8 protein-coding genes and 1 pseudogene are annotated in these 12,538 nt (G+C 41.2%); 4 read left to right on the forward strand and 5 right to left on the reverse strand.

From position 1 onward, the window contains the following. Positions 1-72 precede the first annotated feature (72 nt). Together GSQ19_RS27620 and GSQ19_RS27625 are read left to right on the forward strand one after the other, a co-directional pair. Complete coding sequence (locus GSQ19_RS27620; RefSeq protein WP_104010084.1) at positions 73-267, forward strand: hypothetical protein; 195 nt, start codon at positions 73-75, stop codon at positions 265-267. Between the two features lie 116 nt (positions 268-383). Next, positions 384-536: pseudogene (locus GSQ19_RS27625) on the forward strand (transposase); the annotation flags it as partial. 14 nt (positions 537-550) lie between these two features. On the opposite strand, the gene GSQ19_RS27630 reads toward GSQ19_RS27625, so the two are convergent. The 4 genes from GSQ19_RS27630 to GSQ19_RS27645 form a co-directional block, all read right to left on the reverse strand. Further along, complete coding sequence (locus GSQ19_RS27630; RefSeq protein WP_011316528.1) at positions 551-2,053, reverse strand: beta-barrel domain-containing protein; 1,503 nt, start codon at positions 2,051-2,053, stop codon at positions 551-553. Positions 2,054-2,112: 59 nt separating this feature from the next. Further along, on the reverse strand, positions 2,113-2,337 hold the full coding sequence (locus GSQ19_RS27635) for a mersacidin/lichenicidin family type 2 lantibiotic (RefSeq protein ID WP_011316529.1): 225 nt from the start codon (positions 2,335-2,337) through the stop codon (positions 2,113-2,115). A 161-nt stretch (positions 2,338-2,498) separates the two neighbouring features. After that, on the reverse strand, positions 2,499-4,643 hold the full coding sequence (locus tag GSQ19_RS27640) for a peptidase domain-containing ABC transporter (protein ID WP_041457357.1): 2,145 nt from the start codon (positions 4,641-4,643) through the stop codon (positions 2,499-2,501). 75 nt (positions 4,644-4,718) lie between these two features. Next, positions 4,719-7,895, reverse strand: a complete 3,177-nt coding sequence (locus GSQ19_RS27645; RefSeq protein ID WP_011316531.1) for a type 2 lanthipeptide synthetase LanM family protein — start codon at positions 7,893-7,895, stop codon at positions 4,719-4,721. 108 nt (positions 7,896-8,003) lie between these two features. Between GSQ19_RS27645 and GSQ19_RS27650 the strand changes: the two genes are divergently transcribed. Continuing rightward, positions 8,004-9,695 carry an iron uptake porin gene (locus GSQ19_RS27650; RefSeq protein ID WP_011316532.1) on the forward strand — a complete coding sequence of 564 codons (1,692 nt, stop codon included), beginning with the start codon at positions 8,004-8,006 and terminating at the stop codon, positions 9,693-9,695. A gap of 1,270 nt (positions 9,696-10,965) precedes the next feature. Continuing rightward, positions 10,966-11,292, forward strand: coding sequence for a hypothetical protein (locus GSQ19_RS27655; RefSeq protein WP_011316533.1), 327 nt, complete (start codon positions 10,966-10,968; stop codon positions 11,290-11,292). Positions 11,293-11,396: 104 nt separating this feature from the next. Here the strand turns inward: GSQ19_RS27655 and GSQ19_RS27660 are convergent. Continuing rightward, positions 11,397-12,451 (reverse strand): IS630 family transposase gene (locus tag GSQ19_RS27660; RefSeq protein ID WP_224312000.1). Its coding sequence is split into 2 segments (ribosomal slippage): positions 11,397-12,056 and positions 12,059-12,451, totalling 1,053 coding nucleotides; the frame shifts between segments, so codons are not numbered across the junction. Positions 12,452-12,538: the final 87 nt, after the last annotated feature.

Below are 12,538 nucleotides of genomic sequence, written 5' to 3' on the forward strand. Positions count from 1 at the left end.
CTATTCAATGTTAAGTTCACAAAGGCAGAGATTCGCTCATGCTTTTGACTACATCAAAAAAGAGATGACATTATGTCTAGTAAAGAAGTTTACATTCGAGAATATAAAGTCAAAGCGCATAAACGCATCATTCATACTAGGGTTTACAACTTTATCTGTCAAGCCTGCCATGCAGCAGTGCAAAGAGAGACTTATTGTACTGGTTGTCCCAAGTATGGAAACAAATGTAATGGGGTAGAAAGTAACTGTTTGCGTAGTAAGCATTAGTGATTACGGTAGTACAAGAGCCAACACAGGTGATTACTCTTCAAAATATCAATCTCTCCTCTTGTCTTGAGTTCCTCTAAAGGAGCGATCGCAATCCTGTCTACAGGGCGAACGCAGTTAAAGCCAGATGGGTCATTGAAAGAAGTAATGCTTGGATGGAACGCTGTAAAAGCTTGGTCAAAAATTTTGAAAGAACTTTGGAGAATGCGACGACTAAAATTCATCTCTGTTTTGTCAGACTTATGCTCCGAAGATTAGCTACTTCATAGATCCCAAATGGGTTCTATAAATTAGTCAGTAATCTAGTTTTCCTGAGTATGAATGTTAACAGAGTTTCTTCTTGAGCTAGGATGTCTGTTGTGACTTCCATACCTGCTTGAACATGATACTTTTGCGAATTTTTTTGTAAGTAATTTACTTCTGGTTCAATTGTCGCATCATAATAGGCAGGTATTGATGAGTTATTTGCTGTAGTAATTGCATCGGCAGTAATTTCTCTCACTGCACCTTTAAGTGTGCCGTAATCAGGATAGGGATAAGCAGAAAATTGGATATTTACTTTACCTTGTTGACAATCTGCAATTTTTTCTAATCGACAAATCTGTACTTTACCAATGTCAGCAGATGCTACACGGGCTTTAATGATTAAAGGCTTATTGTTGGGGGCGATCTGAGCGATCGCCTGTCCCAATTCTACAACTTGTCCGGGGTTTCGCAATTCTAACTTAAAAATATTGCCTGTAGCTGAAGCCCGAATGATAGTTTTTTGAATATCAGCTAAAATCTGTTTCAGTTCTTTTTTTGTATTATTAATTGTGTCTTGAATTTCCGTTTGACGCTGTAATAAACTCTCTTTTTCTTGGCGTAAACGAGCTAAATTATTTTGTTTACTAGCCTGTTCAGTGGCAATTTTTTCTTGAGCAATTGTCATCACTGCATCACTGGGGTTTAATGCTGAGGAGGCTTTCACCCGGTTGGCTACTGCGGCTGTTAAAGCTTGCTGTTTTTGCTGAATGACTTGTTTTTGACTTTCTACGGCGGCTTTTTGGGATTCTAAAACTTGTGCTTGTTGTGTTGCTGCTAGTTGTACTTCTTCTAGTTGGTTTTGGGAAATAGAGCCAGATTGGGCGATAATTTGATAGCGATCGTGCTTGACAATTGCCGCTTGATATGCAGCCTCTGCACTTTTGAGATTAGCTTGAATGGATTTTAAATCAGCTTGCGATCGCTGCAATTCATTTTGAGCAATTTTCAGATTAGCCTCAGCTTCTTGCCATTCACTACTCACCGCAATTTGTTTATCTGCATACTCTCTTTGTGTCAAGTTGAGTTCAGCCTTAGCTGAGGAAATCACACGTTCACCACGCTGATTTTCTGTGGTAATTTGCTGATCTAAAGCGAGAATTTGAGCATTTATTTGGTGAAGTTGTTGCTGAGATTTTTGAATATTTCCTTGTAGTTGACTTTTTTTAGTTTGTAGTTGAGTATCATCAAGAATTACTAAAGATTCACCTTGGTTAACCAACTGATTTTCTCTGACAAAAGTTTTTTTCACCGTTCCTGCTATTGCTGTTTGAACTATACGTAATTCTCCAGTCGGACGCACAGTTCCAGGTGCTTTCACTGTTTGATGATATCTTGTCAAAGCTGCGACACTCACAGCCATACCCACCACACCCACAAGAAAAAATCCTCCTAGTCGCGTCCAAATACCAATTTGAGGTAGGTATTCATCGGATTTTGCACTAGGAAGAAAATTAGGACTAAAATTTTTGAGTTCTACCATCAATTCAATTTAGTTTGTAGTCAGGACTTTAGTCCTTTGATTTGAGAAATGGTAACTGTTCACACACTGATATCTTCCAACGCACCAAAGACAGGCTTGCATTTAATTATGGGTGTATGTAGTGGATTACCACAGGTTGTGCATCCACCTGCAACAGATGACATATCCTCATCACTCAGTTCAATCAAGCCAGCCGGGTTTTCTGGTAGCTGTTGCAATTGTTCGCTGCTGAGGCTTTGACGGTATTCCTCGTCTTTCCATGCACGAATGATATCTACAGACATTATATACCTCCGATATTGGGGATTGGGTCATTTTCGCTATTCCTAGTGTTTCCTAGAAATTACGGCTGAAAAAGTATTATTGATGACAATTTCATCAACATAAGAATAATAATCATTATCATTATCTTAGTCAACTAGGTTTGAGAAACGGGTGCGGAGATTCAAGAGATGAGGTAATCTAGGTGTTCACCAGGGATGTTGAGTAGTTCGGAGAGAGTGCCTTGGAGTTGGAGTTGTCCGGCTTCTAAGAGTACAATCCAGTCGGCACGTTTAATGACGTGGGGACGATGACTAATCAGGATTGTGGTTTTCCCTTGGCGATAGGCTAGTAACTGGTCTAAAATTACACTTTCGGTTTTGGGATCTAGTCCAGCAGTGGATTCATCTAAAATCAAAATTGGTGGATGGGTGACTATCCCTCTGGCTATGGCTAATCTTTGTCTTTGTCCGCCGGAAAGATTAGCCCCAAATTCACCTAAGATAGTTTGATATTTCTCCGGCAATTTACTGATAAATGTGTCTGCACCTGCTACCTGACAAGCTGTCACGACTTGTTCAAAGTTAACTTGGGGATTACCAAGACGCAAATTATCTAAAATTGAACGACTCCAAAAATGAGCTTCTTGAGGAACTAAAATTACTTGTTGACGCAAGCAATCGGGTGATAAATCTTGGAGGTTGTAGCGGTGGATGCGAATATTCCCTGATTGGGGAGTGTACAACCCAGCTAGGAGTTTAGTGAGGGTACTTTTACCACACCCTGATTGTCCAATAATGGCTATCACTTTTCCCCCTGGGAGAGTCAAGGAGAAATCTTGTAATAAATCTACTCTCCCAGGATGGTGAAAATTGAGATAACTGCAAATAATCTCTGCATTGTCGGGAATGTTGACAAAGGGTTTGTGATTGACTTCAGGAAATTCTGGGGTAGATTGAATAACTTCATTTAAACGTTCTGTAGCGGCTTGGGCGCGGGTAAATTCGGTGACAAAACCAACGACTGTATTGACTAAGGCAATAATCTGAGTATTTAAACTATTAAAAGCTAATAGTTGCCCTATTGTGATTTCTCGATTAATTACCAATGTACTGCCGAACCACAGCAAAATTATCCCTCCCGATGTGGCTACCCAACCAGAAAAAATATTATTAGTAATGACAATCTGCACGGTACGAAACATGAAGTTAGCTTGTCTACCGTAGCGAGTTTGAAATTCTTGCCAAAATTCCGGGGCTGCATTGGTAGTTTTGACAACTAATGCACCTTTGAAGGTTTCCACTAAAATACCTTGATTTTCGGCAGCTATTCCTAGAACATTGCGGATTTTCTGTTGCAGACTGGGGAAGAAAACCACTGTGGATAGGGGCATGAATAAAGCGATGAATAATGAGGCGAGGGTGAGTTTAGGGCTATAAAATAGCATCAAAGCTAAAGAAGCGATCGCAATTAATAATTGACTGGGTAAAGTCACACCCACTTGCGAAACTAATTGATTAATGGTTTGAATATCCCGTAACCGACTCACCACTTCACCACTACGGCGAGATTCATAATAGGACAAAGGCAAACGTAAAATGATTCTGCCAAATTCTAAGACTAAATCTAATTCTAAACGATGGGCAAAGTGTGCTACTAAGTTTCCTTGTACCCATTGCAAAGCACTACTAATTAAACTCATCGCTAAGACTCCCAAGGCTATACCCGTGAGTAATTGGGTGTCTCCCCTCACCAAAACATCATCTGTGAGAATTTGGATGAGAAATGGCGAAAGTAAGGCTAATAAGCCGACGACAAAGTTAAGTAGTAAGGCTTCTGCTAAGATATGACGGTAACTAAATAGACGTTGCCCTAAGCGTTTCCACCCGCCGACTTTATCTTGATCATCTGCTTGAGAAAGGAAATCGGGACGGGGTTCTAGTAGCAGCATTACGCCGTTAGTCCAACCAGTTAACAGTGCTTCTTTGGTTAAATAACGCACACCCACCAAGGGATCAGCGACGATATATTGTTTACCTCTGCGTCCATATAATACAGTCCAGTGATTACCTTTCCAGTGAATGATGGCTGGGAGAGGTATCTGTTGCTTATCTACTAAGTCGATAACAGCTTTCACTCCCCGCGCATTGAAGCCTAAAACTTGCGCCCCTTGTTTGAGGTTGAGTAAAGTTGTTCCTAATTGTCCTGTTCCTGCGGCTTCACGGGTGCGGTTGATGGTGAATAGCCGTCCGTAGTATTTGCAGATGGTGGCTAGACAGGCGGGGCCACAGTCTTCTTCGTTGTGTTGTAGGACGACGGGGTATTTTATCATGCACAGATGCAGAGGGTAGGAGTTGAGTTGATACCAATTCACAAGAAAACTATGATCGAGAGTCGAACTTTCTTAATTTTGAATTTTGAATTTTGAATTGGTATGAGGGGGTTCTAGGAGGAGGATGGAGGGGATTTTTTCAGGATGGTCTAGGCGTAAGCATCCGTAGCCTATACCTGCTAGTCCTGTCATGAGTCCTGGGGTTTCTATGGCTAGGGGTACGCCACAATAAAAGTTATGTTGGTGGATTTGATTTAGAATTTGGTTGGTGATGGGGGATGTGTGGGATGTGAGTTCTGGCTGGATTTTGCTGGCGAGTAATAATAGGTCTAGGTTGCCTAAGTCTCCGTGACACAGACATTGATTATCCCCAAATCCTTGGTTGATAGTTGTGTGAATGGCGATCGCAATTTCTTTGTGAATTTCTGGATCATCTAGGTATTTTAAGGCACGCCAGCGTCCTAAGCCAATCCCTGGCGCACCATGACACCACGCTGTCATAAATTGGTTTTGTGCGGGGGTGCGTAAGTCTAGCCAGTTCCCCGCCTCTGGGGAAAAATGTCTGCGTTCGTAGTTAATTGCTTTGATAGCTGCGGTTTGAAATTCTTGTTTTCCAGTAATTTGGGCTAATTCTAACAGTACCGACGCAAACCCAGCCGCACCATGAGCAAATCCTGTGAGGGGTTGCTTTCCACCACTGGGAGAAATCCAGCCGATTCCATCATCCATGATTTGGGCTTGGTTAAGCAGATGTTCTCCACACTCCAAGGCGACATCTAAAATTAAGTCATTGGGAAAAACTTGGTATAAACTTAACAAGCTAGCAATGCAACCAGCTACACCTGCGATCATATCTAACTGTTCATCTTGGACTATCAAGCCAGGAAGTTTTTTTACTAAGGTAAGTGCATCAGCAATTAAATCGGGATTTTGCCAGAGTGTGCCTAAGTGAGTGTAGGTGTAAATAATTCCTCCCCAGCCACTAAATGCGCCGATGAATTTGATTGTGTCGGTATCTCTAATCAACTGCTGTTGTAAAGTTTTGATGGCGGCTTTTGCTAGGCGGGTATAGTGATAATTTTGGGTAATTTCTCCTAAATAAGCCAAGAAAAAAGCTATTCCTGGTACACCTTCATAAAAATCTGTTCCCAAGGGGGCTAATGTCCATTGATGATTGTTGGTGACGGTGACACCCATCCAGTTAATCAATTCACCGTTTTTATGGGCGAGGAGTTCTAGACGGTCAGCAATTATACAAGCTGCTGTGAGTGGTGAGTGGGGGGTGGGAATTTGGGAGTTACTAATACTAGCTGAGTGTTTGACTTGATGTTGATCAGTATTAGTATTTATCCCCAATGTAGCCAAAGCTGACTGAATAAACCATTGCTGACGTTGTAAGTCACGTTCACTCAGTTGTTGAATGCGATGGTGAACTAATTCCATTCCCGACTGGGTGAAAAAATTGGGCAAATGTAAGTTAGTGTCTCGACTCCATAAATCACAGGAATGGGGATGGGTGGTAAATAAGGGAATATCACCTTGCCATAATGCTTGATGTTCTGCCCTAATGACTTGAGTAAGAAGAGGTCGATTTTGTACGTCTACCCACAGTTTATCAAACAGGCGATCGCGCTCTAAGGCATCGCGCAACACATCAGGGTGATAGCTTTCCCGCAGTAGTAAAGCATAACTTCGACTCGGACGCAGCACTACACGCACCTCATCAGCTACAAATCTCTCTAATATCTTCAGCAATTCTTGACGATGTTGTAAAAGGGTGCGGTAAACATCTGTAAATCCTTGGGTAATAGCTGGTGTATAGGCTTGTACATTCACCTCCTTTTCGTTGAGTGTGGGGCGATTTTGACTACCTGCTAATACCACCTGTCGGCGGACAATTCGCATGGTATCAGTACCGATTTTCTCCAACTGGGGGACTCGTTCTGGTGTCACTTGTCCAGCCGCACCACCCAAGCCACTCAAATCAATGCCGGCTGCTTGGGTATTTCCCCAGACTAACTGAGGTAATAAACCTACCCGCAATACGGAATCTGCAATCATTTCTCTATCTAAGGTAGCGGCGGCTGTGGTTGTGGCTTCATGGCTGCGGGGATGAAATAAAGATTCTAAATCAATCAGTATGGGGTGTTCGCCGACAGCAATTAAGTTTTCAAAGTGAAAGTCTGTAGCTGATAAAACATATAACAAGGCTAAGTAACCACCTTGACGCTGATAAAAACGCTGAATTTCCTCCAAGGAAGTACATTTTTGCGCTTTGACAAATTCCATCCAACCATAATCACCCCGATTGAGAATTTTTAGGGTTTTAAACGGGGGATGAGTGCCTTGTTGATTTAACCAAAGTAGTAATTCTTGAAAATGCTCATCTACAGCTAGGGAACGAGGCTTATAAACTAACTGCCAACCACTCTCAAATTCCAGTATAAAAACAGACCTACCACCATGATGACTATCTCCTGCACCCCGTTGAATTTTGATCAGTTTACCGGGGTTGTTTGGCTGGAAGTGGTGACATATTTCTTCCCAATCATCGCCAAGACGTTGCAGAAACTCCAAGCTAGTTGTCACCCATCGCTGAATTTCTTCTATAATTAGCCGTGCTAACACAGGGTACTCTTGCCAAAGCATGAGCCTCGCTTCCCCCGTTTGCAACCGTTGCACAAAGCTAGAAAATCTCTCCTCGGCAGTATCACCTGTTAATAATCCTTGTAACCTCGCCACGTTGAGTTCTAGTACCAAGGTGGGATGGAGCATGAATAATAGTTGTTCTGGTAAGCCTTGTAAAAAAATACTGTCAATATTACTAATATCAATAGGTATATTTTGTAGATTATCAACCCCTACCCTCAGTTGCATCATACCTTGACGAATGCAGGGAGCGATCGCATTTAGCAATCCCAGATGAGGATCGGGCAAACCTTGTATTTCTATAATCTCCTCATCCTCAGGATTACTGAAAACTGCCGTCAATTTCCCTAACCAAGCTTGTGGAATTTGCGGTGCTGTTTGCCCTAATAGGTAACAAAAATCATCTACCTTCAAACCATCTATTGCTAATCTTTGGACAAACAAAGCCTCATTCATGAAAGGAGATTGCATCCGCCATCGCTGGAATCGTCGCTGCCCCAAATCAGCATTTAATGGTGCTGTTAGCGACATAGCTGCAATTCTTTCTGTTAGTGATACTGCACGATACCAAGTGGCATCCTCATAGTTAAATTTTTTCATGGGAAATCACAGTGTTTACACTGTCGTATGATTATGATAATTATTATCATTGTCTGGATATCAACGTAAAGTATCTGGAATACAGGTGTATATACTATTGAGGTTGTGATGTTAAAAGCGTTGTGGTGTGGGCTTTTGGGTGTATCAACATGGGTAATTGCGGCGGAAGTGTGGGCGGCGGAAAATACAGATGACTCATTAGCACAGGTAACTTCCGTATCTCAGTTATCCGATGTCCAACCCACAGATTGGGCGTTTGCAGCTTTGCAATCTTTAGTAGAACGTTATGGCTGTATTGCAGGTTATCCCAACGGTACGTTCCGGGGAAATCGTGCGATGACTCGTTATGAGTTCGCCGCCGGATTAAATGCTTGCTTAGATAGGGTAAATGAGCTAATAGCTACGGCTACGGCTGAAACAGTTCAAAAAGAAGATTTAGCGACTTTACAAAGGCTACAAGAGGAATTTACAGCCGAACTAGCAACTTTACGGGGACGGGTGGATGCAATAGAAGCCAGAACTGCAACTTTAGAAACACAGCAGTTCTCTACAACTACCAAGCTTTCCGGCGAAGTGATTTTTGCTATTACTGATGTTTTGTCAGGAGATAGTGATCCTTTTGGAGTGGACTTACCTCGTAATAGTACGATTTTAGCTAATAGAGTTCGACTCAATTTACTTAGTAGCTTTACAGGGAAAGACGAGCTAAAAATTAGACTACAAGCTGGTAGCACTCCCCACCCCCAAAGGGCTGGAGGTTTCCGCTATGGAGCAGATCCCGTGCTGGCTTCCTTGGGAAGTCTACAAACAACACCAGAAGGTAGTCAAACCTTTAACCAAGAGTTTCCAGATCAAGCGGGTAGTGTAGAAATAGGCACTGTTAGTTATAAATTTCCGGTGGGTGATAAATTACGCGCGGCTGTATTTGCCAATCGGGGAGAACACGTAGATTATTTACCAAATGTGTTTAGTGCAGTTGGTGATGAAGATGGGGGTTCTGGTTCACTTTCCACCTTTGCTCAATATAGCCCGATTTATCGCATTGTTTCCCAAGGTGCGGGTGTGGGGTTGAATTATGAATTGAGTCCTGCTATTAACTTGACTTTAGGATACTTAGCCCCAAATGCTAGTAGTCCAGAAAATTTAACTCCTAGTAGCAGTAATGGCACAACGGCTGGAGGTTTATTTAATGGTCGCTATTCAGCTTTAGCACAATTAACTATCCAACCAACCAGAAATTTAGCTTTCGGTTTAACTTACGTTAATGCTTATACAGCAGGAACACCTACTTTTCTCAATGATGTGGGGACAATTTCCGCAAATTCACCAAGTTTAATTTCTGATAATTCCCGACGCACAATCAATGCTTATGGTGTAGCGGGGTTGTGGCGAGTTTCTCCCAAATTCGCTGTTAATGGTTGGTTTATGTATACCAATCAACAAGGCCAATCCGCCGGGGAAGATAATGAAAGTGCAGATGTTTACAGTTATGCGATCGCTCTAGCCTTTCCTGATTTGGGTAAAGATGGTAACTTGGGAGGTATTATCGTCGGTGTTCCCCCCTATGCTACTCGTTCTGGTGTCGTTCCCTTATATAGACCCTTTTTAGGTGGTGCAACTGACGTAATCAGCACTATACCTAATCGCGCTACCCCAGTACATTTAGAAGCCTTCTACAAATATCAACTCAACGATAATATCTCAATTACACCTGGAGTAATTTGGTTAATTGCTCCTAACCAAACCAGTGATAACCCTGATGTAGTTATAGGTACAATTCGCACTACTTTTAGGTTTTGATAGAATTTAGAGTAATAGTTTAGAGGCTTTTTCTTGACAAGACAGCCTATCTCTGAGTTTAATGAGTTAGTCAAGTCGCTTCTCTACGAGACGCTGCGCGTAGCTTGCTTCCACGAAGTGGTACGCTCCAATTCAAAATTAAAGACAGTTGGAGTAGGGGATTTAAACCCCAACTCAACTTATACTACGTGTAGACGTAAGTAGGTGGGCGTTAAAAAACATAACTATACTTTTGTCATTGCGAGGAGGTACGACGAAGCAATCGCAAGAGTTTTGAGTAATTTACATTCTGTTACATAGTTGAGTTTATTCGTGCCTACCTACTTAGGGGTCTTAAACCCTTGAACTTGCGGTAAATAAATTTGTCTTTAAATAAAACTTCAAGCCTATTTTACCTAGATATACCTTGAATCTAAAATGCTGTATATTTTTAATCTAAGTTAGTTAACTCAATTTTATGTCTAGGTAACATCTAGGTAAAACAAACCTATAGGCATTTAAGGCATCACCGTGCCAAAATGTACTTTAAAGAATTATTTGTCAGTTTTCAACAATTACCGTCAAGTCACTCGGCTTTTTGCGTCTTATGCAATTAGAGTTATGCTCTAGCTCCTCAAATTCCAGTTTTAAATAATTACTGTCCCCTTCACTTATAAAGACGAGGCTCATTATCTATCAGAATTTTTCAGTTAAATCATGAAATGTTTCCATAACAAGCATCTTAACCATAATTTGGGTGCTTGCTTGTACTAGCGCAACGATGCTCCGCTTCGCCAAGAGCGCGATGGACTTACGCCCCGCCGTAGGCTATCGCTCTATGAGAATAACAGCAAAAGTCTGTAGTCTACTGAGAGGAACATAAGAAAAGGCATTTAATTGTTTAAATCTTGAGGAGTTAGTTTTTAGAGAAAAGGCATTTAATTATTTAAAAGCTTTCAAAGAATACAAAAGTAGCAAAAACCCTAATCTTTTTAATATATAAGCTTTTCGGCATCTTCCGTAGTAAGACATTCATTCTTTAATGGACAGGAAAGATAGTTTGAGTATGGGATGGGAATTTAATGAAGAAACAGGTTTTTATCATCCTATAACTTGAGCCATTAGAGACTTGACTAATAACTAATTATTAATGACCAATAATTTTAAATATTTATAAATGTTGTCCATAGATTAACTTTGCATACTCCTCAAAATTAAATGTAGATATTTCGGTTGTTACCAGCATTAAAGTTACAGCATGGTGGAATTGGACATCTACTAAACACTGGCAATGGAAGTTACAATTTTACTGCTATGGCTATCTTTAATGCTGTTTACTCTACGTCTAGTTTTTCTAGTAATACAGGCGCAGAAAAAGCCTCAAAGTCGTCACATAATTAATCACAAAAGGACAGTATATAAGCACCAACGCAGACAACAGCATCAGTACAATATCCCTAAAACAGGGCAGTGGCGAGAACTTTTAGCCCTAGTTCATGGTGATGTATCTACTGCTCAACGGTTAATAGAATTTGAACAACAGCGTAATCCGACTCGTAGCGTTGAGTGGTGTATAGAGAAAGCACTTTGGCAGATCCAACGTGACCGTCGTGCCTAAGTTAATTATGACAGTTGCTTGATTTAAGGCACACATCAAATTTTATGTAAGAAAAAATACAATAAGTAAGTCGTGGTGAAATTTCACAAGTATGTAACAAAGAATTAAGCAGAAGAAGAAGAATTAAATCTTACACGATGTGTACTGTAATTTCCTTTATCTCCTCTTGTTTGAACTCCATCAATGACGGCATAAGCAAGGTCTAACTCATCCTCAAAAGTTTTCGAGGCAAGTTCATCTTTTTTCAGGTGTTGCCACTCCAATTCAATTGGGTTCATCTCAGAACAATATTTGGGTAAAAAGAAAATGTACAAACCCATTGCTTCCCACTTTGTCCATAATTGCTGAACTTCGCGGCATCGATGTATTGGGCCGTTGTCCTGCACTATGACTCTGATGCGTCCAGTTTTTTGAGCTTCAAGTGCTTCAAATTCCATCATCTGAATATAAGACTGGCGTGAAACACCACCAATCACCAGACCGTATACAAAACTAATTAACGGTTGTAGAAAGCCAATAATACTTAACCTTCGACCCCGACGGTTACTCTGTTCTAAACGTTTTTGTTTACCTTTGAAGTAATAGCTATAACTGGGGTCACTCCACGCACAAAACCCTGATTCATCCACATACTTTAAATCGATTTCGCCAACAGCCGCAGACAATTCCCGCATTTCTAAGTCAGCCTGTTTGATTTGCTGTACTACCGGGTCTTGTTTTCTCTTATGGCTTTTTCGAGTTCGTTTCCAAATGATCCCCTTTTTTTAAGTACCTGTCTTAACCAGTCAGGACTTAATTTCACAGAGCGTTCTTGTTCTAATTTTTGAGCTAACTGAACACTATTATATGTACGTGGCTCAAGCTCCAAACATTCTTCTAAAAACACCATGTCAGCTTCAGCCCACCTTGATTTTCCTCCCCGCCCTGGTTTCTCCCAAAGCCCCTCTAAGCCAAGATCCTCCCATCTATGCAATACTTCTCTGACTGTTTGGGCAGTCCAGTTAAAGTGCGCTGCTATCTTCTCTACATACCAACCATGTGCGCTCAATCTAATCACTTCGGCTCTGTCTTTTACCTTCTGGGGTACGTCTGCCGTTCTCAGGTTTAAAAGCATTCTATCTTGCTCTTTAGTCAGAAATACCCTTAAACGGCTGCCCATATCGCTGTTACCTTTGTATGTACATTGTACGTATTTACTTATCTTTACATAGTTTGGTTTTTTCACCTCATTCTACTTAGTTATTGT

It is taken from the genome of Trichormus variabilis 0441 (genome assembly GCF_009856605.1).
Classification (GTDB): domain Bacteria; phylum Cyanobacteriota; class Cyanobacteriia; order Cyanobacteriales; family Nostocaceae; genus Trichormus; species Trichormus variabilis.

What these genes read in the sequence shown, in the direction of transcription:
- GSQ19_RS27655 (WP_011316533.1), top strand. Translation starts at nt 10,966, where the DNA reads ATGGAAGTTACAATTTTACTGCTATGGCTATCTTTAATGCTGTTTACT.
- GSQ19_RS27635 (WP_011316529.1), bottom strand. Translation starts at nt 2,337, where the DNA reads ATGTCTGTAGATATCATTCGTGCATGGAAAGACGAGGAATACCGTCAA.
- GSQ19_RS27630 (WP_011316528.1), bottom strand. Translation starts at nt 2,053, where the DNA reads ATGGTAGAACTCAAAAATTTTAGTCCTAATTTTCTTCCTAGTGCAAAA.
- GSQ19_RS27645 (WP_011316531.1), bottom strand. Translation starts at nt 7,895, where the DNA reads ATGAAAAAATTTAACTATGAGGATGCCACTTGGTATCGTGCAGTATCA.
- GSQ19_RS27620 (WP_104010084.1), top strand. Translation starts at nt 73, where the DNA reads ATGTCTAGTAAAGAAGTTTACATTCGAGAATATAAAGTCAAAGCGCAT.
- GSQ19_RS27650 (WP_011316532.1), top strand. Translation starts at nt 8,004, where the DNA reads ATGTTAAAAGCGTTGTGGTGTGGGCTTTTGGGTGTATCAACATGGGTA.